This is a genomic window from Paracoccus litorisediminis, assembly GCF_009711205.1.
GTDB lineage: Bacteria > Pseudomonadota > Alphaproteobacteria > Rhodobacterales > Rhodobacteraceae > Paracoccus > Paracoccus litorisediminis.
The window spans coordinates 23,854-49,928 of record NZ_WMIG01000001.1; the positions used below are offsets into that span (position 1 = coordinate 23,854).

The window sequence follows — 26,075 nt, forward strand, 5'->3', positions numbered from 1 at the left end:
TCTACCTGACGAAAAAGATAATTCTTCCGTCAGGTCACCACTGCATACCCGATTTTGCAATCCCCCCCCGCACCTTAGCAGGAATATGGCATCGTAGAACTTGCATGAATACAGGAAAAGCATTCGGTTGTCCCAAAAGCTAAGTCTGCATCCATTGCGCGAAAATCCGCTGGCGATTCTGAACCAAGCCGTTCAGATCGCCGGATCGCACAAGTCGGGGCCACTTCACGTAATTTTACCCGGATTCGGGCTGCATCCGGGACGTGGATCATTGAAAATTCACCCGTTCCTGCCAATATTAGAGGCGATGGTGGGCCAGCTTGGCCGCACCGCGATTTTCGACCGGGGAGTACCCATGCAAGATTACAACTCGATCCGCACGGCCGGGACCGCGACGCGCTCGGCTGCCGTGGATGAAGGGCTGCGTGCCTATATGAACAAGGTCTACGGCCTGATGGCCGTGGGCATGCTGGTGACTGCCGGTGCGGCTTGGGGGATAGCGGGACTTGCCCTGACAGATGTGGCGACTGGGTTTCGCCCAATGGGGAATGGTCAGTATCTTACTGAGTTCGGCAACCTCCTTTACAATACGCCCCTGAAATGGGTGGTGATGTTCGCCCCCCTGCTGATGGTCTTTGCCTTTGGCGCGGCGCTGAACCGCCTGTCGGTTCAGGGCGCGACGACAATGTTCTACGTCTTCGCCGCGATGATGGGCGTCTCGATCAGCTGGATCTTTGCCGTCTATACCTCGTTCTCGATCGTCCAGACCTTCCTTGTCACCGCCATTGCCTTCGCGGGCCTGTCGCTTTACGGCTACACGACCAAGAGGGATCTGTCGGGCTTCGGCACCTTCCTGATGATGGGCGTGATCGGCCTGATCGTGGCCTCGATCGTCAACATCTTCCTGAAATCCAGCGCGATGCAGTTTGCGATTTCGGGCCTGGGTGTTCTGATCTTCGCTGGCCTGACCGCCTTCGATACGCAAAACATCAAGAACACCTACCTGCAAATGGCGAACTCGGATCGCGATTTCCTAGGCAAGGCCGCCATCATGGGCGCGCTGCAACTGTACCTGGACTTCCTGAACCTGTTCATGTTCCTGCTGCAATTCATGGGCAACCGCGAGTAATCACTCGCTCACCCAGAAACGACCAAAGGCCAGGCGCATGCCTGGCCTTTTTGTTTTGGCATTTGGAAGTCGTGGGGCCCTGCGATTGCCAAGCCCGCGAAGATGACGACAAGATGCCCGCGCAATTTGCAGGCAGGATCATGTGATGGACGACCGAATCCCAGCCGCCTCTCGGGCCAAGGCCGAGCGCCGTCTGCGCAACATGACATGGATACCGGGCGGGACATTCGTCATGGGCTCGAACGACCACTACCCCGAGGAAGCCCCCGCCCATAGGGTCAAAGTCGATGGTTTCTGGATCGACACCACCCCCGTCACCAACGGGCAGTTCAAACGCTTTGTTAAAGCCACCGGCCATGTGACCATGGCCGAGCGCAAGCCCGACCCAAGGCACTATCCCAACGCGCGACCCGAGATGCTTTTCTCCGGATCACTGGTGTTCGCCCCACGCCCCGACATCACGGATCTGCGCGACTGGTCGCAATGGTGGCACTTCACGCAAGGTGCCGGCTGGCGTCATCCCTATGGCAAGGGCAGCAATATCCACGGCCTCGACGATCATCCGGTCGTACATGTGGCTTATGCTGATGCATTGGCCTACGCGCGCTGGACTGGCAAGGACCTGCCCAGTGAAGCCGAATGGGAGTTCGCCGCCCGCGGCGGGTTGGATCACGCCGAATTCGCCTGGGGCGATGAGTTGACGCCAGCCGGTCAGCAGATGGCCAATATCTGGCAGGGCAATTTCCCGACCCAGAATCTGGCGTTGGATGGCTATGAAAGGACCTCTCCGGTCACCGCGTTTCCGGCCAATGGCTTTGGGCTGCACGACATGATCGGCAACTGCTGGGAGTGGACGCAGGACTGGTTTTCCGCACAGCATCAACCTGACGCCGCCAAGTCCTGCTGCATCCCCTCAAACCCCCGAGGCCCGGCAATCGAGGCCAGCTATGATCCATTGATGCCGACTGTTCGCATCCCTCGCCGCGTGATCAAGGGGGGCTCACATCTCTGCGCGCCAAACTATTGCCGCCGCTACCGCCCCGCCGCCCGCCACGCGGAAGCAGTCGATACTTCGACCAGCCACATGAGCTTTCGTTGCGTGGTCCGGATGAAGACGAACTGAGACGTGGCGGCAACGACCCATTTGTCCTGATCTGCACCAGCAAAAAAAATTCAAAGTACAGCTGGCAGTCGATTCTCAACCAATTGACCGTTTAGATGCGAATATTCAATGACATGGCTGCAAAATAAAGGTGCAGCGCCGATATTTACTGCCAAGCAATTAGCGGTTCTGCGCCGCAGAAACCCGCAATTCGGCAAGAACCGGCCTGCCTTTAATTAATCACGTCCAAAGTGGGTGATTAATATAATTTGTCTGTTTATGTTCGCCCCGACTTTTGCAGATATCAGCATGACCGGAGTGCAGCATGGCAGTTATCAACGGAACGAACAGCAGCAATACGCTGCGTGGCGCAGCCACGAATGACGTGATCTCGGGTCTGGGTGGGGCCGACACCTTCTATTGGCAAAGCGGCATCGGGAACGACACGATCCACGGTGGCGACACGAGCGAAAACTACGACGCCAACCCCTACACGCCCTACAATCCCGGCGGCGACCGGCTGGAGCTTGAGGGTTCGATAGGGGCGAATATCACCTTCTCCACGACCGAAGATGGCATCGCCACGATCGGCAACAACAAGCTGAGCTTTACCGGCATCGAGCGCCTTTATGGCACTGCTGGCAACGATGTGATCCGTGCGGGCAACGCGAAACTGGAAGCTGCTCATGACGGCACGGTTGAGCATGGCCTGACCCTTTACACCCGCGGCGGACATGACAACGTCGTCGCGACGCGCTTCGATGACATCGTTGACGGCGGTGCGGGTAATGACACGATCCGTATGGGCGGCGGCAACGACCTGTTCCATTCGGGCATCGGCAATGACCTCGTCTATGGCGGCGCCGGCGATGAGAACATTCGCTGGGGCACGGGCAACAACACCCATAACCCCGGCAATGACACGATCTATGGCGGAACCGGCAATGACCTGATCAACATCTGGATCAAGGACGGCGACATTGCGGACGGCAACGAATCCGTCGGCATCCCCGGCGTCTCGGTGACGATTTCCCAAGTGGGTAGCGACGGCAGCTTCAATGGTACCGCCACGACGAAGATCGGCGGCGCGGCCACTTTGAAATTCTACCAGTTCGAACTGGGCTGGACCCATGCCGGGAACGACAATGTCAGCGCGGCTGGCGCGAAGATTGCGGCAAACCAGGCCGGGCTGAACTTCAATACTCGCTGGGGCCATGACGTGCTGACCGGCAGCGGTGGTCATGACATTCTTGTGACGGATGAAGGCCGCGACACCATTACCGGCGGAACCGGCAACGATGAGATGTGGATCGGCGCTGGCTCCGACGGTGACGGCGATCGCGATCAACTGATCTTCCGTCGCGGCGACGGGCAAGACACTGTCCATGGTTTCGACACGGATCTTGATGTGCTCAGCCTTGGCGGCCGCAACTATACGGCCCGCGAGACGGCCGATGGCACGCTGCTGAACCTTGGCAATGGCGATACCGTCCTGCTGTCGGACGTGTTCGATTTCATCTGAAATTGAAACCGGCCATTCCTGCACCACAAACTCGGATTAAACCGAGACGACAGAATGGCCATTTCTCTGACCTGTTGCCGCAGCTGCGGCAGCGGGTCACGATAAACCGCAGGCCTTAAGGCTCTGGACCCACTGACTTTGCCGAGATGACGCAATTCAGGCTCGCGAGAAGACCTAAATCACGACCAACGTTTTCTGGCTGTCTGCGCGGATGGAGCGTCTGAAGCCCTTTTTCCCCAAGAGCCAAGGCAAATCAGGCTGATGCTGGGCACGGTGGCGCGACAGGGTGCCGTTCGGGATCTGACATGGGACAGGATGAACTTCACGCGACGGGCAATCGACCTGCGGGTTGATCATGATGGGCCGCGAAAGCGCCGCGCGCTCATGCCGATGAACAACATGCTGTTCGAGGTGCTGACCGAGGCAAAAGAAGGTGCTCGGTCGGACTATGTGGTGGAATGGGCCAAGGGTCAGATTGCCAGCATCCGCAAGGGCTTCGCGCGGGCCGTGCGCAACGCTGGTCTGACAGGCGTCGGGATGCACACGCTGCGCCACACCACCGCCGTCCATATGATCGAGACAGTTGCCCGATGAGCGAGGTTAGCCAGTTTCTCGGCCACTCGAACACGGCAATCACTAAGCGGGTCTATGCGCGACACAGCCCTTCGCATCTGCGATCGGCGGCGTCGGCGCTGGAATTCTGAGTGGTTCGGAAGATTCGCGTTAGGTTCAATGAACACTAGAGCGTTTCGTGATTTCACAATAACTTATTGAAATTAATGGTGGGCGGTGAGGGACTCGAACCCCCGACATCTTCGGTGTAAACGAGGTTAGAGGCACCATAACCAGTTGTGACGACTGCGATTGGTGTTCCCACCGAAACTACGAAAACTCCTCGTATTGACCGGAACAAACCGGAAATTTGGGAACACTCGAGCAGCCTCCAAAAAACTGCCAAGCGTTCGCATCGTCACATTATGTGATCTCATCTTGGTGAGCTGCGCTTTTATCGAGCCCCCAAAGGGACCACATCGATGGTAGCCCATATCAGATGCGGAGGCGTCGGATGATTAGGAAACTTTCTCTCGTCGTGTTGGTGTTCTCTGCTGCGGTGGGAACGGCATTAGCGGATAGCAAACCGTTGACCCCCGGCCATATCCAGGAGGCCGCGATTATGGGCCTTAATCCCCACGTCTTCAGTCGCATGGACATCGCGCAAATCGAAGCTGAACCGACTTGGCGCGACCGCCGTGAACGTATCCGCTTTATCCTCGAGAAGAAGGCCAAGGCCGGAGAAGATATCTCGAATCCCTATACCTCCAGCGGATGGTTCGGGGTTTATGGCGCCATGGGGCAAGGTCGTGTAAGTATCGGAATAGGTTTCTGAAAACCGGTTTTGGCACATTTCGTGGGTAGGCATGCTTCGGTCCTGCCGCATCCTCCATGCGACGCCTGACTCGACATCTTCACGAAAAGACACATATCCCGATGCGGACGAAGTGGATGTTCGTCGCCACGGCCCCTTGGGCGCCGGCCCGCGAACTTTGGGACTTCGATCGAGGCTGAGGCGCCGGTGATCGCTTGCGGCACGTACTCAAGCTCCATGATCTGATAGGCCTATCGACGAGGGTCGGCTTCGAGAAAATCATCCTGGGTGACAGCAGCGGCGTTCTGGTCGGGCGGCTTTGCCATGTTCGGCCTCGAGATTAAGGCGAGTCGCGATACCGTCTTACTTTGGCAGCCCATGCCTTGCGTGCGATGATGGCGCTGTGTCGAGGGAGGGTCGCATATGTCGGCACTTGAGAGAGTTTATGACCTGCAAGATGTCGATGACGAAGTTGACTACTTGGACGTGCATGCTCATCCGACCCGCCTCGAGCCGATAGCGTTCATCCGCTGGCACGGGATGGATCCCATCTCACCAGAAGATGGCAAAACGGTTTCTGAAGCCTTGGCGGAGGGTCGCATGTGGCAAGGGAGTCCATGCTACCTCCGGAAGCGCATCGGCGTCTTTCTGAATGAGGGGGTCATATGGGACCCGGCCTGGGGCGAACTGACCTCGTGAATTTCGGAAGCCAGCCCGCGCGGCGCGTGCCATGCTGGTCGTTTAGCGCGAGGAGGATCATATGCTGAAGTTCGAACAGATCCGCGACCTGGACGACATTCCCCCCAACATGACCTGTCTTGAGGTGTTTTCGAACGGCACAATCACCGTCCGTTACAGTTTTGACGGCCTAGGCGGAAAGAAGCCCGCAGCGGATGGAGAACTGGGTTTTGCCAACCCCCTTCGATGGCTTCATTGCCGGCGGGGGGCCTACCTCCACGCTGGAGCCAAGTGGAACCCTCGCTGGGGCATGCTCATCCCACGGATACCTTGAGTTTCGGAAGGAGGCCCGCACGGCACGGAGGTGGCCGGGGCCAGCCATCCGCGTTCTGGGAGGGGCGAGCAGATGAGGATTTCGGATGATTTGCTTGAATGCGTCAGCGGTGGTTCAGTCGGGTTTCATAGCGACGGAGGGCATATGAACTGGGAATTCTTCGAGGACTGGGCCGACATTCCACAGGAACATCGAAAGGTTATTCTAGATAGCGCTTATGGCCGAATGGGGCCGTTCCGAGATTTAGTGATGAGTGCGCCAAATCGTCACGACTTAGACGAAATCAGGGCAGCCCTTAGTGAGTACAAAGCGACGAATGCCCAATGAATGCAAAACGCCCGGACAGGCAGCCTGCCGTCCGGGCGCAATTGTGGTGACGGAAAGCTGCTTTGTCGACGTCGTACCGCATGCGATGCTGACAGCATTCATGTGAGGTGAAACATTACGAAGTTTGCGCGGTGCATTACCCATCCCCGCGCCACACCGCCGGCAGGCGAAAATGTAATCGGCACCTATGAGCGTGATGGCTTCAGGGGAAACCCTGATTTGGAGAAGCTGATAGACGGCTGAATTTAGGGCGGCCCGGGCCAACACGGCGGCGTAATGCGGACGAAGCTGCCGTTCGCCGGACCAATGCGCCAACGACCTTCACTACAGCAAGGTCGACCTACAGGGTGAAAGGCAGACGTTCGCAGCGCGTGGAACAAGGGACAGCGATTGGGTGGAGACCGCTCGTCCGCTACAGCGACCACGAGCGGCGGCTCGCGACGAGTAACGGACCGCCAGCTCTTGTAAGCAAATTCGCCACTATCGGATAGTCGGCCCCAAGCTCCTCCAAAGAAGCGAGACGAGGCTAAGGTTCACTATGGCCACTAATGCAATGAAAGCCAAAGTGAACTCGTTTCCGATGGTGGTGAGCAGGACAGCACCAATGGTCGGTGCGACGGCTTGCGCCATCAAGGACGGGCGAGCAATCCTGCCCATGATCGGGGCATAGCGATCGGCTCCGAAAAGCGCCAGCGGCAACGCACCCCTTGCGATTGAGAAGATGCCGTTCCCGGCACCGTACATGAAGATGGCAGTTCCAAGGAAAGGTAGTCCCGTCGCCAACAGGATCAGCCCCAAGGCTGACAGCCCAGCCGCCGCAGCAAGAGTCCAAATCGGATGATGTCTGCCGCCGCTCGCCATCTCGATCAAGCGCGCAGAAACCTGAGCGGGGCCAATCAGCGCACCCAGTGAAACTGCTTCGGCCATTGATAGGCCACGCGTTTGCAGGATGGTTAATAGGTGGACGGAAACGATTGTTACGGCGAGCCCGGCCATCACCGTGATTGCCATGATGATCAGGTACGCGCGATTCTCTGATGGGGAAAGCCGCAGTGGCGTTTCCGGTTCGGTCGATGTCGTTGCGATCTGCTTCTGCCCAGGCAGAACGAACAGGATCAGGGGCAAGCAGACCCCGATCTGGATCGCTGCATAGGCTATGCAGGACCACCGCCAGCCAATATTCTCAATCAGGAACGCTGAGAGCGGCCAGCACGCCGTGCTGGCGAACCCGCCCCAGAGTGTCAGCGATGTGATCGCCGATCTGGCCTCACGCCCATAGATGCCACCCAATGTCGCGAAAGCCGCATCATAAAGACCCGCCCCCATGCCTAGGCCGATTACAACCCATCCGGCGAAAAATGCGTACTGCACTGGTGCAGTCGCGAGGATCACCAATCCAGACGCCAGCAGCAGGGACGACAGGGCCAGGATAGGTTTTCCGCCGTGCTTCCTGATTGCCACCCCCAAACGGGGTGAGGCAATTCCAGCCACAAATAGCCCGAGGGAGAGGCCGCCAACGATCCACGAAAGCGACCAGCTTGTATCGGCGGCAATGGGGGCCGCGAAGACACCCAGAAGGTAGTAGGAGCTTCCCCAGGCGAAAATCTGGACCACGCCAAGGGCAGAAATCACCGGCCAACGCCGTGAAGTCGTCAGAGCTTTGGGTGTCATCTCACGGGTGCAGCCTCAGCCCGTGCCGTATCGTCCGGAAACCATCTCGCCCCCAGGCGCAACGCGACATGGACAAGTAGGATCAGCGCGGGCACCTCGACCAGCGGGCCGATCACGGCGGCAAAGGCCACGGGAGAGGCGAGGCCGAACGCCGCAATGGCAACCGCAATCGCCAATTCGAAGTTGTTCCCGGCCGCGGTGAAGGCAATGGCGGTTGTGCGGGGATAATCGGCCGCGATCATCCGCCCCATGACGAAGCTGATTAAGAACTGGATCACAAAGTACAGGGCGAGCGGCACCGCAATCCTGAAGGCATCCAACGGCAGGCGCACCACATCTCCCCCTTTCAGACTGAACATGGCGACAATGGTGAACAGCAGCGCAGCCAGTGTGATCGGGCTGATACGCGGAAGAAACGCCGATTGATACCAAGCCTCACCCTTCCGGGCGATCAGAATGCGCCTTGTCAGGAATCCCGCTGCGAAGGGGATGCCAAGGTAGATCAGAACGGCCTCGGTGATTGTCCAGAAACTCACGTCGATCACGCTGCCCTCTAAGCCGAACAGCGGCGGCAGGACCGACAGGAATAACCACGCGTAAACCGAGAAGAACAGGATCTGGAATATCGAGTTGAAGGCCACCAGCGCGGCGACATATTGGCTGTCACCTCGCGCGAGTTGATTCCAAACCAGCACCATGGCGATGCAGCGCGCCAGACCAATCAGGATCAGACCCGTCATGTACTCCGGCTGATCACGCAGGAAGATCACTGCCAGCGTGAACATCAACACCGGACCTATGATCCAGTTCTGTATCAGCGACAGGACCAGCACCCGGCGATCCGCGAAGACGCGGGGCAGTTCTTCGTATTTCACCTTTGCCAGCGGCGGATACATCATCAGGATCAGGCCGATGGCGATAGGAATGTTGGTGGTTCCAACAGATAGAGCATTCAGCGCGCCCGGCAGGCTGGGAAAAACCAAGCCAAGAACAATGCCAAGCGCCATTGCGGCGAAAATCCAAAGCGTCAGCCAACGATCCAGGAAAGACAGCCGCATGGGCGGCACGGGGGAGGTCATAACATTCTCTCCGATCGGGTTTCAGTCGGATTACAAGATAGGTTTGATAGAATGGCCGTCGGTCTCACGCCACGTTCGGTCGGTGCCGGGTCGCACCTTCGGAGCGGCCAATTTCATGTAGCTGGGCTGCAAGGCTCAACCGATCCAGAGATGCCACTGGCAGCGCCGCAAAAGCTGCAATCCGCAGCTTCATGTAGCGCAGTGTCTCGATGAACGACATTTCCCGTTCCAGCGCTGTGCCGGTGGCGCCCGCAGGGTCCTCGAGTCCCCAATGCGCTGTCATCGGCTGTCCGGGCCAGAGCGGGCAGGTTTCTCCAGCGGCGTTGTCGCAGACAGTGAACACGAAATCCATGACCGGCGCATCTGGCCCGGCGAACTCGTCCCAGCTTTTCGAACGCAAATAGCTAGTAGGATAATGGAAATTTTCCAGTATCTTGAGCGCGGTTGGATGAACTTCACCCTTCGGCTGACTACCAGCCGAGAATGCACGGAAGCGTCCGCCGCCGTCCTGCCGCAAGACGCTTTCAGCGATGATCGAGCGCGCCGAGTTACCAGTGCACAAGAACAGAACGTTAAATACCCGAGAGGAGAGGTCAGTCATGGCAATCATCCACAGCAAGGCTTGGCGCTAGTTGAGCCAGCACAGCAGGTTTGTTCTTGAAGCCAACGGTCGCGTGGCTTGCAGCTCGATGGACGGGGGGAGAGTTTTACTCTGATCACGCCGCCATCGATTTGGGGCAAGGCCGCGCGGTGAAGCTGTATGGGGCGGATGCCGTCGCTGGCCTCGAATGTCAGCTTGGCCGCGCGCTCCAGGCCGACATGCTCGATGACCTTGCCGATGATCTTCATGAACTTACCAGCGGGCATATGGCTGCGATCCTCATTCACGTCCCAAAGCTGGATGAAGATTTCCGTCCAGCTTTCCGGGTTCGCGCCACAGTCCAGCGCCTCAAACCGCCCCGCCTTGACCTCGGTGACATGATAGCCGGGCTTCACGTCCCGCCCATCATAGTTGAACACCAGCGGTAGATCGGCGGCGCTGTCGAGCGCCCCGAGAAGCTCGCCGAGGGTAATGTCATCCGGGTCGGTCGCGCTATTCTGCGCTCCGAGGTTGCCTTGAGTCGTCATTTGCGATACCCATTGATTCGACACTTTTAGGATTGTTGAAATATGGAAGAGCGTCAAGCCCTCGTTGCCTTCGGAGCGCTGTCACAGGAAACTAGGTTGCGCATCCTGCGCCTGCTCGTGGTCGCCGGTCCCGAAGGTTTGGCCGCTGGGGTGATCGCAGAACAGGCCGGGGTTTCAGCATCTAACGTCAGCTTTCACGCCAAGGAACTGGAGCGTGCTGGTCTCATCTGTTCGCGTCGAGAAAGCCGATCCATTCTCTACAGCATCGATTTCGACGCACTGAATGGTCTCGTCCGCTTCCTGATGGAAGATTGCTGCGCGGGTCAGGTCGGTCCCTGCACTGATACAGCGGTACCAGCTTGCGGCAGCATTTAGGCGAAAGTTCCGTTCGCGCTACGTGGAATGACCCTTGCACTCGGTCTGAGCGTCAGCTTCGGGGAGCGCAGTATAAAATATTCGCTTATGTTGATCGACGGCTTTTAACAGCGCCGGGTTCGCTGTAGCCGTATTCGCTGCGACGCCTACGAAGGTCCGCATTGGGCCGCTCATCTCGCTGCACTTGCAAACCGCGAAAGATGTCGCGCGATTCGCGTCTGTCGGCGAAGGGCTCCTAGCGACACTTACCATGTCTCAGGCTAGATAGAGCGCGGGATCGCAATGCGGCGACAGCTATGCGGAAGAAGCCAACGATCCGATGCCCGTTCTCTATCCCATCCGCGAGTACAGCCACAAATCGGCAGCTCGGATCGCCTCTTCTTGCGCTTCTCACTAAATTTGTGCATCATTTAGATTATGGCAAGACAAGACAGCTACAGCCGTTACACGATACGTGTCCCGTCCGATCTTTATGAGCGGGTAAAGCTTGCTGCCGGTGATAAGTCAATTAATGCTCAGGTTATTGAGATACTTGAAGAGAAGTACCCTGCCCCTGCCGCGTCCGAACATGAGCAGTACGCGCAGGTGGTCAAATGGAGCGACAGGGTGCTACTCTCCACATCAGAGGAGGAGGCAAAGAGGTTAGCTAACGAAGCTAACGAGTGGCTGAAGGGCCCTGGTCAATCCGACTATCGGATTATTCTTTCGAAGCCGCCTGACTTTGGCAGGTGGCTTCCCTGCATTGTTCACAAAGATATAATTAGAGCGGACGGAATGTTCTCAGCATGCATCGGGATCGGCGGCAGTGGAAAGTGAGTACGCCTATGCCCAGGGCACAAGTTAACCGAGAAAGTGACCGCTTCATGCTCCGCCTCCCCGAAGGGATGCGGAACCGGATTAGAGTAGCCGCCGAGGCGAACAATAGGTCAATGAATTCCGAGATGGTCTCGGCGTTGGAGGAGAAGTATCCGTCGCCACGCATCGACGAGGCTGTTTGTGACGCCATTCGGAACATCGAAGTGGCGATTGATGGCTTTAGTTCATCGCCCCCATCGGTTGAAAACGCCAAAATAATCACAAGTCTTGAAGCAAACCTTGAAGCACTACGAGCCATTGCGAAACAGCTTAGCCCTACCGGCTGACGCCTACGTGACACCTCGCGTGTAGATGGAACCCCATCAGTCCCGCGCTGTCCACGGATCCGGGTTGTGCGACCACTCATGCGTCGCCCTTGACCTGATCTCCTCTAGCGCGGATCCGTACGTCTCAGCATAGCCGTTAGCGGTTGGGGTCGTGATGATCGACCAACGCCACACCTGGCGATACGGGTTCTGGACTGTGTCGCAAAGAATTCGCCCTACAACCAATCCATCACGTGAAATCGTCCAATCGTCGGCTCGACCGTGCCAAGTGAAAATGTGCGTCCAGTAATGGCCCGTCATCCTACGCCCCGGTTGCGATTTGTAGGCTACTGCAATGTGATACCTGATAGGAGATTGTGGCTCTGGTGCCGAGGGGTGCTGATCGCGCAGACGAACAGTGCGACACGTCCAAGTCGTCGGAACATTGAATTCCCCTTCAAATACTCAGTCAAAATGGAAACAGAGCGTTAGGTAAGAGGCTGGCCGAATAGGCTGGTAATTCTAGAAGGCGTTCCTTCTCCCCCGTGCCCGGCGGGTAGAGGTAGGATTTCAGAATGCGTGATTCCTGCCAAGATCAAATGCTGCCGCCTGGGGGTGTATGGGGCTAAATCAAAATACGCCCGACATATCGAGCTCGAAAGGAATCGAGCACGCGGTACCTTTAGCCTTCTGTATGTCTTGGTGTCTGACTTCTGCCTCGCTTGACGATCAGAACATTGGCGCCAGGGTCTGCCGTCAAAACCGGTGCTATCTCTGAAAAGGAAAAGGGTCGGCCCTCTCTCCAGACCGACCCTTCCGGCGAACTAAGTCGCCATCCCTCTTGGCCATGCTTCGGCAGAAACATCATGCGGCCGTGGAGCTCATTCAGCTACTTGTCGAAAAGGTCAGGCTCGGCGTAAAGACTGTTGGCAAGGTTTCTGACATGTCAAAAACACCTGAAGCTCACGCCCGCCCTGACCGAAGTCCCATTTTTACATACTTTATGATATGATTTTAGCTTCTCATCAGAATCCGTTAGCTGGTGCGAAGGAGGCCGCTATGTCGAATAATGAAAAGCTTAGCTCCCAAAACGCCGACCGAGGCGTAACGGATGCTCGCGCTGTTAGTGACCTTAGTGACGATGAGGTCGAAGAAATGTTCCAGGAACTGGTTGCGCGCATTGATTCTGAGCAGCATCCGCTCGAAGCAGACAGTTCCGGTGATATATAGAACTGTGCCATACCGATATTGATGTCGAAGATGGCGCAGGAGAGCGGCTATGACTATTGATACCACCCCTTCCGCCGCGGCCAAGTGTCTGGGCGACCCGGAAGCTCATGCCGTTCTCCTGCGTGACGCTTTGCAAACTGGGGATGCAGGCTTCATCGCCCAAACCCTCGGCGAAATCGTTCGCGCTCGTGGCGTCTCTCAGGTGGCACGTGACGCCGGCCTGAGCCGGGAGGCACTCTACAGAGTGCTTTCCGCGACGGGGAACCCGAAACTTTCTACTCTGCTGGGCGTGACCAAGGCGCTGAACATCCGCCTTGAGGCTTCCGCGATTCCGCCGGAATGATCTCGTCTTTTACATCGCGGATGTGTGCGCACAGCGGGGCAAATAGGACATCGCATTACTGGACACCGCCCCGACCCCCTTGGGCCACACGCCGACCTCTCGCCAATCCGCGCCCGCGACGCAATCGCAATGCGATTCAGTTTCTGCGGGCGCAGCTTGGCACACTCGATTCACAACACCTTCTGCCAGACGCGGATACTCATCAAAGATCCTATAAATCTCCACGCCACCCAAAGTGACAAAATATAATCTTGAGCAATTTCCAGGTCGTGCAGGCTGAGGAAAAGCTGCCCAGATGCAGTTTGTCTCAAAAGACCCATATCCACTAGGACACTACATGGCCGATTTGGAAGGATCCGAAAATGGAACACAAAACATTTAAATGGAAGGCTGCCGATAGCGCGCATAGGCACGTTGACAGCGGCTCAACACGTCATCGCAATGTATACGACAACCTGACCGAAAAAGACTGTGATGCGCTTGCAGCCCAACGGATGCGCAAGGAAGGGGGTATCGGGGATAGTGCGCACCTATCACACGCTGAAGTTGCCCCAGCTTCTTCCGTTGTTTCGCCTGTCCTTAGCTATACGGCCATACCAATTGCTATTGTGGATCCAGCCTTTCAACGGGAAACTGATCGCCGCGACGAAGCGAAACGCGTAAAAGCGCGACACCAAGAATATTGGAGCATCCGGTATTGCGCGCTTGGCGATGGTTAACTGACCAATATGCGTCGCGCGCGACTTCCGGTTCTATCTCGCCATTGTGCAGCGCCAGAACCGCTTCGGCCCCCACCTGATGTATGGATCGTCGCAGTCACAGCGAGTCGAAAGCGCGCGTCCCATGGCCGCCGCATCGTTTACTATACGATAGGTGGGCGGATTTTTCCTGGAAGTTGACAGGTTGTCGGTGAACGCATCGGGCATGCGGATCTCACCAATTCTGTTCCGCGTGTCTAACCACACATTTGTTTGAGGCCGCTCCAAGGAAATGGGGTATACTCCCAAGAGATGACGGCAGCGCCCGTATCCGGGCGGCTGCGAGCTATCTCTTGAGACCCCACCTTGGAGGTCGCAATGCCGATTAAAACTGCCGAACTGGACTTCTCGAATCGCGCCTGCTCCGCGCAACGCTCCCCTCAAGAATTAAGGGGGAAAGATGCAGAAAACCATAATCGAATGCGTACCAGAACTACTCGACCGGGTTAAAATCCTGGGACTTGATGATGATGCTGCCGAAGATCTGGTCGCCCGCGCGTTGACATGGGCTATCGATCATTTGGAGCAATTCAACCCCCGCTTCGGCCTAGAAAACTGGCTGATTTTCATCAGCGACATGCTGATGTGCGAGATTTTGGACAGGAAGCGTCCAGACTCGAACGATGTGGCTCGTGTGGCCTGAAGAGTAAAAACCCGCCTTGGGACAGCCGGGGCGGGTTCGTCATACCAGCACTTTACACGTGCTCAAGCTGGGCATTAAATCTTCAGCGAGAGCCGCTTCAGCCCGGCACGACGTGCCCGAATCAAAATAAAACGACTGTGGGAAAGAAAGGGTCGATCCCGCAGAGACCGACCCTTCGGCGACCAGAGTCACCTTCTCCCATTGCCATGCTTCGGCAGAGTTATGATGCAGCTGTTCAGCAATTTCGCCAAGCTAAAAATGAGAACGTACTACCATCAGGCAATTATTCCCTGCTTCCCGTGGCAAGATGATTTCCTTAGCGATCAGCCGTAGCGTGGGACGCGGCGATCAATCGCTTTCAACAACTCATCAATGTTTCCCTTCACCTTTTCGGTCGCGGCCTGCTCGAGTTTTGCCTCGGCCAAGTTTGTCAGAGCTCCGGCATCGAGGTCGAAGTGCCTGACGGCATCCGGAGCGCCGACATCGCGCACATGATCAAGGATGATCTGGATCGCCGCCGAACCGGTCAGCTGACGGGCCAGTGCCAACCGCGCGCCGGTCATCAATGCGGATTGCAGCGCCTCGCGATATCTGGCCTCGATCTCGATCCCCCACTTCTCACGCGCCTTCTTGGTCCCCCATGCGATGATGGCAGCGATCACAAGCCCGATCAGGTCGAGCAGGCCGGGCGCCGCCGCGGTCAGGAAGGTGTCGAGTGTAGCGGCCGAGGCCTTCAAGGGCATCGCCACCACGGTGACCATCACCAAGGCTAGCGGCCAGACGCGAGGCTCGCGGATGGTCCAAAGAAACAGTGCGATAGCCGCAAGGGCCACAAGGGCCAGCAGGAAGAAAAGCGTCATGGTCAGTTTCCTTTCAGAAGCAGGGCGGCCCAGGTCGCCGCATCGATGTTGCCGGTCTCGCGCAACCGGAAAGCGCGCTGGAATGCGACCGCGGCGGCGCGGGTCTTCGGGCCGAAATCGCCGTCGATCTGTCCGGGGTTGAAGCCCTTGGCGGCCAGGAGGGCTTGAGCCCGGCGCACCGGCTCGCCGACATCGCCGCGCTGCAGGGTCGGCGGAATGTCTGGCGCCGGACTCAACCGCCCCGAGGGCACGACCACCCCCATCGCCTCGCGGATCCGCGCCCGGATCTTGTCGCCGACCTCGACGGGATTGCCGGGCTTGGTCATGCCGGGCAGCCAGGCGATGTCCCATTTGCCCCGCTGCGCGATCTTCAGCGTCGGCTGGACTTCGGCATGCGACAGCACCGTCTCGCGCTTGACCGGGATTTGGTGGCGGCGGCACAGCCCGGCGCAGAGCTGCGCCAGTGCGGCCAGCTGCGCTTCGGTGATCGGCCATGGCCCTGAGGAGAACGGGGCCTCGACGGCGCGGGCCATGCCAGCCAGCGCGATCCCGATCGAACCGGTGTTGCAGTTGAGGGTGTGCGCCGCATAGCGCCCCGACACCAACGGACCGAGATTGTCCTCGGGGGCGTGGTCGCCTTCGACGACAATGCCGGAGCCGTCGATGACATAGTGATAATGCTGGCGGTCCAGGGCCGACACGGCATGCGTGCCCGCGGACCAGTGCATGATGATCCGTTCCATTCCAGTCCTCTGAAAATGAAAAGGCCCGCACGAGGCGGGCCGGATAGGGTTATTCGGAGAATTCGTCGGGGGGTGGGTTCGGCGGTGCGAACACGCTGCCGTCCCATGTCCAGCCGACCCCGACGATATTGTCGGAACCGATGACGACGTGATCTGGTGCGGGCGGGCAATCATCCGGCTCGACGGTGACCTGCGCCACGATCCCGAATTGAATGTGCGCGACATAGATCATGCGGCCATCCTCACCGTGACCTGGTCGGCGCGAACCCGAACAAACAGGAACCCGTCACCTGCCTTGCCGACATTGGCGCTCAGCGCGCCCCTTGAGCCTGAGCCGAGAGTCTTGTCCTCAGAGGCGATGCCGGATTCCGAGAGCAAGATGCCACGCTCACCAGCGCAGACGATGGTTGGAACCGCCAGCCAGTCCAGCTCGACGCCCGGACCGGCGGCCCCGGCCACCCCGGCCGCGGCGTTTCCGCCCGGACCTCCCGCACCACCGGACCCTCCCGATGCGGCATTTCCCGCGGTGGAGCTGCTATTCGCCGTGCCGCCGCGATACCCCTGCCCATCAACCCCAGTGCCGAAATTCGTATTGGTCCCCGTCGCGTTGGTCTGAGCCCGTGCGCCGCCCCCAGACCCGCCCGGACCAGCGTTGGCATAAGACCCGGAGATGGCGCCATATCCACCGCCTGTCGCCGTTTCGACAAGGCCACCGGGATGCGACAGGGTGCTGTCTGAGCCCTGATTGGCGATGTTGACGGCGGTGGTAATCGCCGGCCCACCAGCGCCGATTTCGACGGTATAGGTTCCGTCGACAAGAGGCCCGATCGGGTCATCATCAATCAACCCGCCTGCCCCGCCCGGTCCGGGCAGATAGATCGAGTTGGTGCTGCGGGCGCCGGTGGCGGCCCCGGCGCCCAGAGCCCGCTTCCAGCCGATCTCGGCCGCAAGGGCGGCGACGCCCTCAACCAGCCATGACCCCGATTGGTGGAACGTGATCTGATTGTAGGCGACGCCGTCCCGAGAGAAGGATGTGATAAGGCCGCCGCTGACCGTGATGGTGGGGAGCGCCTTCGCGGTCATCCCGGGCGGTGTGACCCCCAGCCCCAGTCCGAGCCCGACAAACATCAGACCCAGCCCGTAATACCGGTCGCCGTGGTGCCGGTGGCGCGGATGCGGGCGGCACTCATGGCATAGGTGCCAGCGGGCAGCGCCGCAGTGGTGTAGATCACGCCGTCCAGACCGATGAATGACAGCGTGCCGCCGACATTGATCGTCACGGCGCGGATGGCTTCGGCCAGGTCGGCGCTATCGCTGGGGGTCACGGCACAGGCGCCGAGTGCCGGGGCGTTGGTGCCATGGGTGAAGGCACTGAAGCGGTTTGCAGGCATGGGTTCTCCATGAAAAAGCCCCGCACGCTGGCGGGTGAGCGGGAACATTTGGATTGGATCTCGGTTTACCGATCCCTAGAGTCGGGATGGGGCTCGAGTTACGTCAGCCCGACCGGCGACACGCCTCTTCCGGCAGTAACGGGGCGTGTACGTAGGGCGGGGGGTGTTCCTAGCCGGTCCACCCCCCGACATAGTCCTTCCGAAGGCGAGGCGAGGCAGCGGGTAGGAAAGAAAATGGCTTCTCATTTTGAGAACGTTGCCCGCTTTCCAGCCGATCATCCTAAAGCATTCGCCTCATGCTTCCTTCATTTCTAGCTGCGTAGATGCACGCGGGATAACCAGTGTCGCGGGCTTTAACGGGCAACCCTCCATCATTTTCAGGCCCAATTTGTAGCGGTCGGCACCATTGTCGGAACCCTTTTGCGTCACCGGTGTTTGAATTTTTCTGAAAGGCAAGATGGCTAAACTGGCCTCCTGCCTTCGCGGCGAGATAAATACTCTCGGAGTGAAGTTCATGAGGAAGACCGCAGTTCTCACTGACGCGCTGACCGGCATTACCGCGTTCTATCACAGTCCGCCGTGGCATCTCGAAGCGATCAAGCAACACACGACCTGCACGATCGTGATCCTTTCAAACGAAGACGGAACACGTCGGTTGATCCCCATAAAGCCCGAAACTCAGGATGTTCATAAGCGCTTTGCGAATTGGTAAGGCCGAATGGCAATTCCCGTCATTTGATCCGGTATGACACAACCCCAGGAGGATGGCGGGGCGGACTGGGGTTGATGCTGGGGACGGCGGAGGGCACAATGCCCTATGAAGGCAACATATGATGACACCGCATTCACACTGACCGGCACCCATTGGTCAGGCACCTATCCACTCGAAGATCTGTCCAGTTGGTTGGGCTTTTATCGTCAGCAACGCGATCTGCATCCGAAGGCCGCTGGCAAGTATGATGCCAGCATTGCCGAGCTGGAGCGCCTCACCCGCGAAGTTGATCAGCCCTTCGGCAAGAGCGAATAAGTCACGACGTCGGTGCGGTCGTAGACTTTGCGACCGTCGCAGTCATATTCCAACGCGATGTAGAGTTCGATCCTGCCCGGCCGCAGCGTGTCGGGCGGGATCAGCTTGACCCGCAACCGGGTCTGTTCTTCGCTGATCTGGCGCGACGGCTGGATTTCTGAGCCCGGGGTGATCACCCCACCCGCCTCGGTGAACAGCGACTGCCCCGAGATGAAATGACATTGCGCGCCCAGTTCCGTGCGTTCGATCACCAGGTTGAGGATTACCGGCTCACCCATACGCACCGGCTCGGTGACATAGCTCAGACCGGGCGGCTGGCGAATGACCCGGTTGTCACCCGTCGCGGCCGCCAATTCAGTGCGCAAAGCAAGCACATCCTTCTGCAGCGCAGTCAGCATAGCCGGGCTGGACCAGACCGCCCGCGCATTGTCCCAAAAGGGCGTGAAGACCGCCAGCAGCACTGCGCCGACCAGCCAGAAGGCAATGCCAGTGAGCCAGACCCAAAGGCGGTCCAGAAAGAAGCCGAGGGTCGGAATGATGCGCTGTCCCTTGCTCTCGATGGTCTGCGTCATGGCGTCTCCACGCGAAAATGATCAGGAAGAACCGTCGAACGGAATTCTCCGAAGATTGCAGGAAGAGAATTCACCCCAAGAAGGTCTTGACCATCTCGTAGTCCGCCGAGCCGAAGGTGTTGGATTTGGCGATCAGCAGCTTTCGCACATCGGCCACCATGGCCGTTCCTGCCGCCCAGGCGCCAAGGAAGAAGGTTGCACCGGGAGTCATGGAAGCGCCCGCCCCGGTAACCTGCACCCCATCAATATCGATGCGGCTTTGCCCGTCCGAATGCGTACAGATGACGGTATGCCAGACATCGTTGGTGGTGATGGGGGCTGAGATGAAAGCATTGGCTCCGCCGCCAGTGACGAACCGCAGCGTGTTGTTGCTGGATATGTCGATATAGAGGTTGTTCGACCCGTCACCGAAGATGATGCCCCGGCTGGGGCCGGGATGGAACTTGGCGCGAATTCCGAAGGTCATTTCGGTGGATGGATAGAGCAATCCCGTTGGGGAAAAGCTCATGTCGTCCTGCCCGGCATACCGAATGACCCGAAACCCATCCACTTCAGCGTATTCAGGATTCTCAGCCCCCGAGGCCTTCGTAAGTGAGAATGTGCCAACCAGCGGAGCCCAGGAAGTAACGAGCCCAGACCCAGCGGGGGCCATCAGCGCCGCGCAGAAACCCTCAATATCCGCGAGGTCAGCGATAGAGCCCACTGGGGGAAGGACGGCCCCGGCGAAATCCGCAGCGTTAGGGGACACGACAGTATAGGTCATTCCAGAGTCTCCTTAAATTGCGAACTCATCCCCAAGGGCCGGTCGAACGAGCTTGTATCCAGGCTCAATCAGAGAAGCGCATTCCCACGAGTCCCTCAGGGCTCCGGTGGAAAGCGGCCATTCGTCGGAGACATCACCCGAGTTCTGCTGGTGGTAAGCGTATCGAGCGAAACTCCCCGTCGCGGGTGCGCTGGGGAAAGTGGCCGTAACCTGTCGCTGACCCGTCAACCTCACGTTGATGGCGCCGACGGTCGACGTGCCGTTCCAGATCTCGAATCCCATATCCAGGCGAACTTTGCAGAAGCAGGGATCCAGCTTAAGGGGGGACAACGAGTCGAAGTTCCACACCACGTCATTTCCCGAGACGGCGATCCCGGTTGCTTTCGGGGGGTGCCATGGTTGCCCCCTCAGAACGGCCTGCATCGCATAGCCAGTTGTCTCCCCCTGGATAACCACCCTTGCAAAGTTCGAGTGGTGGATATCTTCGACGTTGGCCCCATTGTTCCACACGGCGAAAGGCATGTGGTAACGAGGCATGACCATAGTCGCATTAGCCTTGGCAGCCACAGCGTCCACGATGCCCAGCCGTGCGGGCCAAGCGCCGCCACTGCCTATTCCTCCAAGTCCTGAGCCGCTGGCTTGGTTGACGAACCAATGAACAGCGACCCCGGGGAAGTTGGCCGCAACATAGGCTTCGATGACCGCCGAGTAATCGGTGAACTGGGTGGCATAGGCGGCGCGGGCTAGGCTCCACTGGCTTTCCTGATGAGTGAAGAACATGAACAAGCGACTGACCCGATACCCTTCGGCTCTGGCCAGGTTGATCTGATAGCCAATGTCGGCCAGCGTATTCGCCCAAGTCTGGGTGGTGGCGTTGGCGCTGTCCTTCCACAACCCTTGACCGGCCGACGACCCGATGATGGGAGCTCCGACCGTTGATGACACCCGCACGGGGAACACCTTGAGGGGCTGCTCTCCCTTAGACCCAAGCAGCGCGCACGCCGCAGCAATGTAGTTGTTAAGGCCGTTGGCCGCGTCTCGGGCGGGAATGAGTCCAGACGGGATAATGGTCGGGACGACCCCACCCCAGCCTTTCATACCGCCGCGGCTGCCGGTGCTGTTCACATCGTTCGGCATCAAGACGTGGAACGGCATGGCGGGATTATTATAAACTAACGGGTCCTGAGTGGTTTGCTGGTTCTCGTTCGACTGGCCTACCCCCAGACAGGGGATGGCCTCTCGCTGAACGCCACCGATTACCGGAATGGGTTTTCGACCCCGAGGAGTGTCATGGAACCGGTCAACTGCATTGACCCCGTGTTGCCCAGCCTGGGCAGTGTAGCGGTCCTCGGAAACCGCCCACCCGTCATACCCGGGAAGGTCCGACCCGGTGGAGCCCCCTGCCAGCTTGACGACCAACCCATTCGGACCAATTCGAATGAGGTCCCCCACCTTGACCCCCAGATGACTCTCCAGGTCCATCATCCGCATGGTGCCGTCGAGCAGAACCTCCCCAGCAACCAGTGTGTCGATACGTTCTTCGACGGGGGCGATCAGTTCGGTCCCCAGGAGGGGTTCGCTGACGAGCTGAACAAACTGACTGCCATAGGTGACAAATTGATAAACACGACCGGGTTTGAAGAAGCCAACCGGGACGCGCAGCGCAGCCTCGACACCGCGCACAATGCGAGAGACGCCGGCAATGGTGATGGTCGGATCTATGGCCGTATTGGTAGCGACTGGCGAGATGCGGAACAGGATACCTGGACCGAATCCGGTAGGTGCGCCCTCTCCCGGCTCCCATTCTGCAGTAATTTCATCGCCGGTTCCGGCCACGTTGATGGTCTTTTGAGACGCAACGTCCAAGAGCCCAGCCGCGAGGTTGGAGCGGATGGACTCAATAACCACCTCGTTGGGGAATCTTTGGAGCACACCCCAGTTCGGGAAGGTTGTGAACAGCTGGTCCGTGGTAGACCCGACACCCCGAAGTTCCAGGTACCCGCTGTTATACACCAGAATTCTGCTTAGCGCGGAAGGCAGATTAGCTTGGGTGAAGGCAACTGCTTCATCACGGCTGGCGAAGACCTTGCCCCCGTTGGCCACCACCCCGTCGACAGCCGCCCAAAGTGCGCGCACCAATCCTTTCGGAACAGGCTGGCCGTTTTGATATGCGGAATTACCGTCCGAACTGAACGACATGTTGCCTCACAGATTGTCTAAGGGATGGGCCGTTCAGGCCGTTAGGGATAATTGCCGACCAAGGCCGCAGCCGAGGGGACGCCAGATTGGTTCTCGGACTGCAGCCAGTAGCGCGCCCCTGCCCCGGGAATGGCATCGGTCATCGTCACCTCAGATGAGGTGGCGTAGGTCCACTTGATGAAAGACGCCGAACCAAAGGCGGTGCCGACCGGGCCGCGATACAGCCCAGTGCGGCGGTAGTTGGCGCCGAGATCGGGGCCGAAGCTGACCGACAGCGTGCCGCCGGACGCGCCGCTCTCCGAGATCACCACCGGCGCATCGGGGGCGGTCGCATTGGCGACGATGTCGATATCCGAAACGACGACCAGGGTGGATTTCTGCTTCCAGGTCTGCCCGCCGGGCGCGACATAGCTGCGGAGCTGATAGGTGCCGCCATCGGCCAGTGGCGGGGTGCGGTAGCGATATTGTCCGCTGGCTGCGGTCTCGCGGATGCCATCGGTCCATTCGCTCGACCCGGTGCGGCGGAACTGGATCATGCCGATATAGCCCCAGGAGGCGGCATAGGTCCCGGACACCCGGAGATAGGGCGCGCCATCGTCGGTGACGACGGTCAGGCTGTCGACCGTCGTGCTGAAGGTCAGGGTGGCGCGGTCGAATTCCTCGGCCTCGGTCGGAGGCTCGCCATCCTGCGCCGCGCTCCAGCTGAACGACGCCGGATCCGCCTCGATCAGCTCCACCGTGACATTGGTGCCGTCAAAGCCCCAGCTGTCGACCCAGAACGGGGTATTGCTCAGCCCGAGGCGGGGGATATGCACCGCCACCCGCGGCTCCCCGAGAAGCCGCAAGCCAAAGGCGCGCAGGGTCAGGGTCATGCGCCGAGCCGGATTCATCCGGGCCAGCATCTGCTTGCACAGATGCCGCGCCTGGCCGTGATGCTGCACCGCCAGCAGATCAACGCCCTTGGGCTCGCCCTCGCCCCATTTGGCGATGGCGTCGGTGTCCTCCCAGATATCGGCGACGGTTTCCTGCCAGCGCACCTCGGGCGCGACATAGGTCGGCTGCAGGCTGGTGACCCGCTTGATGCGTTCGGTCCCTGCCCCGTATTCCATCTCGACAATGTGGCGCTCAAGGATGGTGACCGTCGGCGGGGTCCATGCACCCGCCTCGACCTTCAGCCGGCCATCGGTATCGATCCAGGCGCGACCGCCCATGGCATCGAGCAGTTTCTGGGCGACATCCTTGAACGGGTCTGACATCGCGAAGCTGATGCCGGACTGGTAGCGTTCGCGGGTCCCGCCAGCCGTGGCAATCTCTTCGGCCGCGACCGCCCGCGCGCTGGCCAAAGAGCCAGTATTGATATCGGCAGCCGCCAGCGGGCCGAAGGTCGGATTGACCAACACGTCGCAGAGCTGGCGCGCCGGGTTGCGGCTATGGGCAAAATCGTCGGACGGGATCCAGTAGCAGGGGGCACCGTCGATCAGCGCCGAGACCTCTGGTTCGCCGCCGGAATAGACCTCGCCAATGTCCTCGCCGTCCACATCATCGAAGGTGGCGAGAAGGGTGCCGATGCCGCGCAGCCGGTGATCGGTGGTCCAGTAGCCCGGGAAGGCGCTGCGCATCTCCGCCCAGTTCCCGCCATCCCACTCATCGCTCACCAAGCCCTTGCGGTAACGCAGGCGGATATTGCCCTTGTTCCACGGCGCCGTGGTCACATAGCCATCGGCATCGACATTGACCGGCTGGCCATCCAGATACCAGCGCACGACATTGCTCATGCCGCCATCCGCCACCGCGATCAGCTTGAACAGCCGCCGGGTGAAGCCGACATCCGCCCATTCGTAGAAAACCACCGTGCCGCTGGCCCGGACCCGGCCCAGATGCCGAATCCGCTTGGCGTTGCTGGACTTCAGCTCCGTGGTGAGCTCCGAAGGGCGAGGCCCCTTCGGCGCGTTGATCTTGGCCACCGCCATGCTGATCACGGCGCTGACCGCCAGGTTGACCAGCCCGGCGACCATGGCACCGGCGGCACCGGCTGCCGCCGCCGACCCGAGCAGCGCCGTCGCGACCCATGCCCCTACCTGTGGCATTCATTCACCCCATATTGCGATTGCGTCGCGCCGCGCCATGCCGACGCCGCGCGGGGTCCGAAACAGCCAGTGGCTGCCCGACCTGATGGCCGCAACCTGGCGGCCGGTGATGTCGATGACGCCCGGATCGCCGTCACCCGCGACCGGTTTGCGCGGCAGCGGGATCTCCGGCCCCACCCGCACCACCAGCCCACAAGCCGTCAGGTGATGGGCGCCGGCGGCACTGCGGTAACGGCCCCGGAACCGGCACGCCGGATCAAAGCCCCAGCGCAGCAGGCACCAGTCCGCCACCCAGATGGTGCAGTCCTGCACGCCCCATTCCCACGGCAGCAAGGCCGTGCGCTGGACGTAATCATCAAGCTGCTGCATCAGCCGCGCAGCCAGCCCTTGATCTTCTTGCCGGGCATGGTGGCGACATAATCGAGGCCACGATCGACCACGCCGGGATAGCGCCGCGCCTGGTCGCGGGGCGTGTACTCGCCCAGCGGCGTGTAATTGCGCGAGGCCGCCAGCGTCTCGGCGCGAATGCGGATCTCGGCCAGCCCGACATTCTCGCGCGGGGTCACATCGACGATGCGGCCGACATGCATGACGATGGCGTCATTCGGATAGCCGCGCACCGCCCACAGCTGGCGCACCATCTTGCCTGACCAGCTGGCCGGATTGTTCAGGGCTTCATAGGCCAGGTCCGCGCCTTGCTTGCTGCCGACATTCCAGACCGTGTAATAGGCCGGGTTCGCATCAAACGGGCTGGCCTCGATCGAGATCGGATCGGCCCCGATCCAGCCATAGGATGGCTGCCAGAGCTGACCGTCGAAGGTCAGCGGCACTTCCGTCTCGTTCAGGTAATACTGGACCGAGCCGAAGTTCAGATGGAACAGCCGGACCAGCGGCACCACTTCCGGGTCGGTGTCGAGGAAGGCGGCAAGCGCAGGCGTCATGTGAAGCTCCGATCGAAGGCTTCGACGAGATTGAGCGTGATGGATTCCCCAAAAGATATCGCATCGCGCCCCCGCGCGCCTTCCTCATCAGATGCAAAACGGCAATAGAAGCGCGGTGGATTGGTAATCAGCGTGGCCCCCGCCGGAATGTCGGCCCGAAGCGCCGGCTTGAGTTTCATCCAGCCGGCATTGTTTCTGGCGACCACACGATACAAGAAACCGCTGCGGCTGAACGTGTCGCCCACGCGCATGGATGGGCGCACCGGGTTCGTCAGATCGACATAGAGAGATGTGTCGCCTGCAGACGCTGGCGCAGAGGTGACAAGCGGTTGAGTCCCACCGGTTCCATCCGAGTACCCGGTGCCATCATCGAACCACTGGCCGTCATCGAACGGATATTGCCACGGCGCGACGTCAACACCGTAGCGGTAGCGATCAACAATCGGAACATTCGCGACATTGTATTGGCCATCCATTTCCGAGACCAAAGCCTCGAATTGCTTGATCCTCGTCTCATCGCCATCAACAGGAATGGTGATCGACAGATTCCACACCTGCGTTTTCGGCGCGATGATCTGCCGCACCCCGTTCATCGCGACACCAGCTGAACGGCTGGTGTTTTTGATGAAGAGCCGCCCATAGGTCCAGCGCAGGAAATCGGTCGGCCACTCGATAAGCTCGACCAT

General features: G+C 59.5%; 33 protein-coding genes. 17 read left to right on the forward strand and 16 right to left on the reverse strand.

Going from position 1 to position 26,075, the window contains the following annotated elements; translation table 11 throughout:
* Positions 1 to 355 precede the first annotated feature (355 nt).
* The 8 genes from GL300_RS00110 (at position 356) to GL300_RS00145 (ending at position 6,458) form a co-directional block, all read left to right on the forward strand.
* A complete protein-coding gene (locus GL300_RS00110; RefSeq protein ID WP_155037559.1) occupies positions 356 to 1,129 on the forward strand; it encodes a Bax inhibitor-1/YccA family protein in 774 nt (257 codons plus the stop codon).
* A gap of 145 nt (positions 1,130 to 1,274) precedes the next feature.
* Positions 1,275 to 2,252, forward strand: coding sequence for a formylglycine-generating enzyme family protein (locus GL300_RS00115; protein WP_155037560.1), 978 nt, complete (start codon positions 1,275 to 1,277; stop codon positions 2,250 to 2,252).
* A gap of 304 nt (positions 2,253 to 2,556) precedes the next feature.
* A complete protein-coding gene (locus GL300_RS00120; protein WP_155037561.1) occupies positions 2,557 to 3,753 on the forward strand; it encodes a calcium-binding protein in 1,197 nt (398 codons plus the stop codon).
* Between the two features lie 261 nt (positions 3,754 to 4,014).
* Positions 4,015 to 4,347 (forward strand): tyrosine-type recombinase/integrase, encoded by a 333-nt coding sequence (locus tag GL300_RS00125; protein ID WP_155037562.1) that lies wholly within the window; start codon positions 4,015 to 4,017, stop codon positions 4,345 to 4,347.
* Between the two features lie 472 nt (positions 4,348 to 4,819).
* Positions 4,820 to 5,140: a hypothetical protein gene (locus tag GL300_RS00130; protein WP_155037563.1), complete on the forward strand. Its 321-nt coding sequence runs from the start codon at positions 4,820 to 4,822 to the stop codon at positions 5,138 to 5,140.
* 402 nt (positions 5,141 to 5,542) lie between these two features.
* Positions 5,543 to 5,818, forward strand: coding sequence for a hypothetical protein (locus GL300_RS00135; RefSeq protein WP_155037564.1), 276 nt, complete (start codon positions 5,543 to 5,545; stop codon positions 5,816 to 5,818).
* Positions 5,819 to 5,879: 61 nt separating this feature from the next.
* Positions 5,880 to 6,131: a hypothetical protein gene (locus GL300_RS00140; protein ID WP_155037565.1), complete on the forward strand. Its 252-nt coding sequence runs from the start codon at positions 5,880 to 5,882 to the stop codon at positions 6,129 to 6,131.
* A 144-nt stretch (positions 6,132 to 6,275) separates the two neighbouring features.
* Positions 6,276 to 6,458 (forward strand): hypothetical protein, encoded by a 183-nt coding sequence (locus tag GL300_RS00145; protein ID WP_155037566.1) that lies wholly within the window; start codon positions 6,276 to 6,278, stop codon positions 6,456 to 6,458.
* A gap of 480 nt (positions 6,459 to 6,938) precedes the next feature.
* Here GL300_RS00145 and GL300_RS00150 read toward each other — a convergent pair whose 3' ends face one another.
* The 4 genes from GL300_RS00150 to GL300_RS00165 all read right to left on the reverse strand — a co-directional run bounded on the left by GL300_RS00150 (position 6,939) and on the right by GL300_RS00165 (position 10,393).
* Positions 6,939 to 8,090 carry an MFS transporter gene (locus GL300_RS00150; protein ID WP_343042865.1) on the reverse strand — a complete coding sequence of 384 codons (1,152 nt, stop codon included), beginning with the start codon at positions 8,088 to 8,090 and terminating at the stop codon, positions 6,939 to 6,941.
* A 35-nt stretch (positions 8,091 to 8,125) separates the two neighbouring features.
* Positions 8,126 to 9,208: an ACR3 family arsenite efflux transporter gene (gene arsB, locus GL300_RS00155; RefSeq protein ID WP_155037567.1), complete on the reverse strand. Its 1,083-nt coding sequence runs from the start codon at positions 9,206 to 9,208 to the stop codon at positions 8,126 to 8,128.
* Positions 9,209 to 9,272: 64 nt separating this feature from the next.
* Positions 9,273 to 9,809 carry an arsenate reductase ArsC gene (locus GL300_RS00160; RefSeq protein WP_155037568.1) on the reverse strand — a complete coding sequence of 179 codons (537 nt, stop codon included), beginning with the start codon at positions 9,807 to 9,809 and terminating at the stop codon, positions 9,273 to 9,275.
* A gap of 5 nt (positions 9,810 to 9,814) precedes the next feature.
* Positions 9,815 to 10,393 carry a DUF6428 family protein gene (locus GL300_RS00165; protein WP_211594955.1) on the reverse strand — a complete coding sequence of 193 codons (579 nt, stop codon included), beginning with the start codon at positions 10,391 to 10,393 and terminating at the stop codon, positions 9,815 to 9,817.
* Here GL300_RS00165 and GL300_RS00170 point away from each other — a divergent pair.
* From GL300_RS00170 to GL300_RS00195, 7 genes are all read left to right on the forward strand, one after another.
* On the forward strand, positions 10,379 to 10,711 hold the full coding sequence (locus GL300_RS00170; protein WP_155037570.1) for an ArsR/SmtB family transcription factor: 333 nt from the start codon (positions 10,379 to 10,381) through the stop codon (positions 10,709 to 10,711). The two genes, GL300_RS00165 and GL300_RS00170, sit on opposite strands and share 15 nt — an antisense overlap.
* Before the next feature lie 417 nt (positions 10,712 to 11,128).
* Positions 11,129 to 11,527, forward strand: coding sequence for a hypothetical protein (locus GL300_RS26105; RefSeq protein WP_170297576.1), 399 nt, complete (start codon positions 11,129 to 11,131; stop codon positions 11,525 to 11,527).
* 8 nt (positions 11,528 to 11,535) lie between these two features.
* Positions 11,536 to 11,853 carry an Arc family DNA-binding protein gene (locus GL300_RS00175; RefSeq protein WP_281353084.1) on the forward strand — a complete coding sequence of 106 codons (318 nt, stop codon included), beginning with the start codon at positions 11,536 to 11,538 and terminating at the stop codon, positions 11,851 to 11,853.
* 1,038 nt (positions 11,854 to 12,891) lie between these two features.
* Complete coding sequence (locus GL300_RS00180) at positions 12,892 to 13,062, forward strand: hypothetical protein (protein WP_155037572.1); 171 nt, start codon at positions 12,892 to 12,894, stop codon at positions 13,060 to 13,062.
* Positions 13,063 to 13,111: 49 nt separating this feature from the next.
* A complete protein-coding gene (locus GL300_RS00185) occupies positions 13,112 to 13,405 on the forward strand; it encodes an addiction module antidote protein (RefSeq protein ID WP_155037573.1) in 294 nt (97 codons plus the stop codon).
* 362 nt (positions 13,406 to 13,767) lie between these two features.
* On the forward strand, positions 13,768 to 14,124 hold the full coding sequence (locus GL300_RS00190) for a hypothetical protein (protein ID WP_155037574.1): 357 nt from the start codon (positions 13,768 to 13,770) through the stop codon (positions 14,122 to 14,124).
* 439 nt (positions 14,125 to 14,563) lie between these two features.
* Positions 14,564 to 14,806, forward strand: coding sequence for a hypothetical protein (locus GL300_RS00195; protein ID WP_155037575.1), 243 nt, complete (start codon positions 14,564 to 14,566; stop codon positions 14,804 to 14,806).
* Between the two features lie 323 nt (positions 14,807 to 15,129).
* Here GL300_RS00195 and GL300_RS00200 read toward each other — a convergent pair whose 3' ends face one another.
* From GL300_RS00200 to GL300_RS00215, 5 genes are read right to left on the reverse strand one after another with little or no spacing between them, the layout of a single operon-like run.
* A complete protein-coding gene (locus tag GL300_RS00200) occupies positions 15,130 to 15,666 on the reverse strand; it encodes a hypothetical protein (RefSeq protein WP_246195049.1) in 537 nt (178 codons plus the stop codon).
* A 2-nt stretch (positions 15,667 to 15,668) separates the two neighbouring features.
* Entirely contained in the window at positions 15,669 to 16,409 is a 741-nt protein-coding gene (locus GL300_RS00205; RefSeq protein WP_170297579.1) for a peptidoglycan recognition protein family protein, read from the reverse strand.
* A gap of 49 nt (positions 16,410 to 16,458) precedes the next feature.
* A complete protein-coding gene (locus GL300_RS26110; protein ID WP_170297580.1) occupies positions 16,459 to 16,641 on the reverse strand; it encodes a hypothetical protein in 183 nt (60 codons plus the stop codon).
* A complete protein-coding gene (locus GL300_RS00210) occupies positions 16,638 to 17,537 on the reverse strand; it encodes a glycine-rich domain-containing protein (protein WP_155037577.1) in 900 nt (299 codons plus the stop codon). The genes GL300_RS26110 and GL300_RS00210 overlap by 4 nt, the downstream gene beginning before the upstream one ends.
* Positions 17,537 to 17,800: a spike base protein, RCAP_Rcc01079 family gene (locus GL300_RS00215; protein ID WP_155037578.1), complete on the reverse strand. Its 264-nt coding sequence runs from the start codon at positions 17,798 to 17,800 to the stop codon at positions 17,537 to 17,539. The genes GL300_RS00210 and GL300_RS00215 overlap by 1 nt, the downstream gene beginning before the upstream one ends.
* Positions 17,801 to 18,257: 457 nt before the next feature.
* Between GL300_RS00215 and GL300_RS00220 the strand changes: the two genes are divergently transcribed.
* Both GL300_RS00220 and GL300_RS00225 read left to right on the forward strand, forming a co-directional pair.
* Positions 18,258 to 18,512 carry a hypothetical protein gene (locus tag GL300_RS00220; protein WP_155037579.1) on the forward strand — a complete coding sequence of 85 codons (255 nt, stop codon included), beginning with the start codon at positions 18,258 to 18,260 and terminating at the stop codon, positions 18,510 to 18,512.
* 105 nt (positions 18,513 to 18,617) lie between these two features.
* Entirely contained in the window at positions 18,618 to 18,827 is a 210-nt protein-coding gene (locus tag GL300_RS00225; protein ID WP_155037580.1) for a hypothetical protein, read from the forward strand.
* Here the strand turns inward: GL300_RS00225 and GL300_RS00230 are convergent.
* The 7 genes from GL300_RS00230 to GL300_RS00260 all read right to left on the reverse strand — a co-directional run bounded on the left by GL300_RS00230 (position 18,803) and on the right by GL300_RS00260 (position 26,075).
* A complete protein-coding gene (locus tag GL300_RS00230) occupies positions 18,803 to 19,399 on the reverse strand; it encodes a hypothetical protein (protein WP_155037581.1) in 597 nt (198 codons plus the stop codon). The two genes, GL300_RS00225 and GL300_RS00230, sit on opposite strands and share 25 nt — an antisense overlap.
* 70 nt (positions 19,400 to 19,469) lie before the next feature.
* Positions 19,470 to 20,162, reverse strand: a complete 693-nt coding sequence (locus tag GL300_RS00235) for a LamG-like jellyroll fold domain-containing protein (protein ID WP_155037582.1) — start codon at positions 20,160 to 20,162, stop codon at positions 19,470 to 19,472.
* A gap of 12 nt (positions 20,163 to 20,174) precedes the next feature.
* The gene (locus GL300_RS00240) at positions 20,175 to 22,361 is read right to left on the reverse strand and encodes a hypothetical protein (protein WP_155037583.1); all 2,187 of its coding nucleotides are present in this window, start codon (positions 22,359 to 22,361) and stop codon (positions 20,175 to 20,177) included.
* A 41-nt stretch (positions 22,362 to 22,402) separates the two neighbouring features.
* Positions 22,403 to 24,448 carry a phage tail protein gene (locus GL300_RS00245; protein ID WP_155037584.1) on the reverse strand — a complete coding sequence of 682 codons (2,046 nt, stop codon included), beginning with the start codon at positions 24,446 to 24,448 and terminating at the stop codon, positions 22,403 to 22,405.
* Positions 24,449 to 24,817 carry a DUF6950 family protein gene (locus GL300_RS00250; RefSeq protein WP_246195050.1) on the reverse strand — a complete coding sequence of 123 codons (369 nt, stop codon included), beginning with the start codon at positions 24,815 to 24,817 and terminating at the stop codon, positions 24,449 to 24,451.
* Complete coding sequence (locus GL300_RS00255) at positions 24,817 to 25,389, reverse strand: hypothetical protein (protein ID WP_155037586.1); 573 nt, start codon at positions 25,387 to 25,389, stop codon at positions 24,817 to 24,819. Before GL300_RS00255 ends, GL300_RS00250 begins: the two co-directional genes overlap by 1 nt.
* The gene (locus GL300_RS00260; RefSeq protein WP_155037587.1) at positions 25,386 to 26,075 is read right to left on the reverse strand and encodes a hypothetical protein; all 690 of its coding nucleotides are present in this window, start codon (positions 26,073 to 26,075) and stop codon (positions 25,386 to 25,388) included. The genes GL300_RS00255 and GL300_RS00260 overlap by 4 nt, the downstream gene beginning before the upstream one ends.

Bases quoted from the DNA above. Each gene is read 5' to 3' on its own strand.
- GL300_RS00120 (WP_155037561.1), top strand. From the start codon at position 2,557: ATGGCAGTTATCAACGGAACGAACAGCAGCAATACGCTGCGTGGCGCA.
- GL300_RS00185 (WP_155037573.1), top strand. From the start codon at position 13,112: ATGACTATTGATACCACCCCTTCCGCCGCGGCCAAGTGTCTGGGCGAC.
- GL300_RS00115 (WP_155037560.1), top strand. From the start codon at position 1,275: ATGGACGACCGAATCCCAGCCGCCTCTCGGGCCAAGGCCGAGCGCCGT.
- GL300_RS00200 (WP_246195049.1), bottom strand. From the start codon at position 15,666: ATGACGCTTTTCTTCCTGCTGGCCCTTGTGGCCCTTGCGGCTATCGCA.
- GL300_RS00220 (WP_155037579.1), top strand. From the start codon at position 18,258: ATGGCTAAACTGGCCTCCTGCCTTCGCGGCGAGATAAATACTCTCGGA.
- GL300_RS00135 (WP_155037564.1), top strand. From the start codon at position 5,543: ATGTCGGCACTTGAGAGAGTTTATGACCTGCAAGATGTCGATGACGAA.
- GL300_RS00195 (WP_155037575.1), top strand. From the start codon at position 14,564: ATGCAGAAAACCATAATCGAATGCGTACCAGAACTACTCGACCGGGTT.
- GL300_RS26110 (WP_170297580.1), bottom strand. From the start codon at position 16,641: ATGATCTATGTCGCGCACATTCAATTCGGGATCGTGGCGCAGGTCACC.
- GL300_RS00175 (WP_281353084.1), top strand. From the start codon at position 11,536: ATGCCCAGGGCACAAGTTAACCGAGAAAGTGACCGCTTCATGCTCCGC.
- GL300_RS00205 (WP_170297579.1), bottom strand. From the start codon at position 16,409: ATGGAACGGATCATCATGCACTGGTCCGCGGGCACGCATGCCGTGTCG.
- GL300_RS00180 (WP_155037572.1), top strand. From the start codon at position 12,892: ATGTCGAATAATGAAAAGCTTAGCTCCCAAAACGCCGACCGAGGCGTA.
- GL300_RS00235 (WP_155037582.1), bottom strand. From the start codon at position 20,162: ATGACCTATACTGTCGTGTCCCCTAACGCTGCGGATTTCGCCGGGGCC.
- GL300_RS00230 (WP_155037581.1), bottom strand. From the start codon at position 19,399: ATGACGCAGACCATCGAGAGCAAGGGACAGCGCATCATTCCGACCCTC.
- GL300_RS00240 (WP_155037583.1), bottom strand. From the start codon at position 22,361: ATGTCGTTCAGTTCGGACGGTAATTCCGCATATCAAAACGGCCAGCCT.
- GL300_RS00160 (WP_155037568.1), bottom strand. From the start codon at position 9,809: ATGACTGACCTCTCCTCTCGGGTATTTAACGTTCTGTTCTTGTGCACT.
- GL300_RS00260 (WP_155037587.1), bottom strand. From the start codon at position 26,075: ATGGTCGAGCTTATCGAGTGGCCGACCGATTTCCTGCGCTGGACCTAT.
- GL300_RS00130 (WP_155037563.1), top strand. From the start codon at position 4,820: ATGATTAGGAAACTTTCTCTCGTCGTGTTGGTGTTCTCTGCTGCGGTG.
- GL300_RS00255 (WP_155037586.1), bottom strand. From the start codon at position 25,389: ATGACGCCTGCGCTTGCCGCCTTCCTCGACACCGACCCGGAAGTGGTG.
- GL300_RS00210 (WP_155037577.1), bottom strand. From the start codon at position 17,537: ATGTTTGTCGGGCTCGGACTGGGGCTGGGGGTCACACCGCCCGGGATG.
- arsB (WP_155037567.1), bottom strand. From the start codon at position 9,208: ATGACCTCCCCCGTGCCGCCCATGCGGCTGTCTTTCCTGGATCGTTGG.
- GL300_RS00145 (WP_155037566.1), top strand. From the start codon at position 6,276: ATGAACTGGGAATTCTTCGAGGACTGGGCCGACATTCCACAGGAACAT.
- GL300_RS26105 (WP_170297576.1), top strand. From the start codon at position 11,129: ATGGCAAGACAAGACAGCTACAGCCGTTACACGATACGTGTCCCGTCC.
- GL300_RS00170 (WP_155037570.1), top strand. From the start codon at position 10,379: ATGGAAGAGCGTCAAGCCCTCGTTGCCTTCGGAGCGCTGTCACAGGAA.
- GL300_RS00245 (WP_155037584.1), bottom strand. From the start codon at position 24,448: ATGCCACAGGTAGGGGCATGGGTCGCGACGGCGCTGCTCGGGTCGGCG.
- GL300_RS00140 (WP_155037565.1), top strand. From the start codon at position 5,880: ATGCTGAAGTTCGAACAGATCCGCGACCTGGACGACATTCCCCCCAAC.
- GL300_RS00215 (WP_155037578.1), bottom strand. From the start codon at position 17,800: ATGCCTGCAAACCGCTTCAGTGCCTTCACCCATGGCACCAACGCCCCG.
- GL300_RS00250 (WP_246195050.1), bottom strand. From the start codon at position 24,817: ATGCAGCAGCTTGATGATTACGTCCAGCGCACGGCCTTGCTGCCGTGG.
- GL300_RS00190 (WP_155037574.1), top strand. From the start codon at position 13,768: ATGGAACACAAAACATTTAAATGGAAGGCTGCCGATAGCGCGCATAGG.
- GL300_RS00110 (WP_155037559.1), top strand. From the start codon at position 356: ATGCAAGATTACAACTCGATCCGCACGGCCGGGACCGCGACGCGCTCG.
- GL300_RS00225 (WP_155037580.1), top strand. From the start codon at position 18,618: ATGAAGGCAACATATGATGACACCGCATTCACACTGACCGGCACCCAT.
- GL300_RS00125 (WP_155037562.1), top strand. From the start codon at position 4,015: ATGCTGGGCACGGTGGCGCGACAGGGTGCCGTTCGGGATCTGACATGG.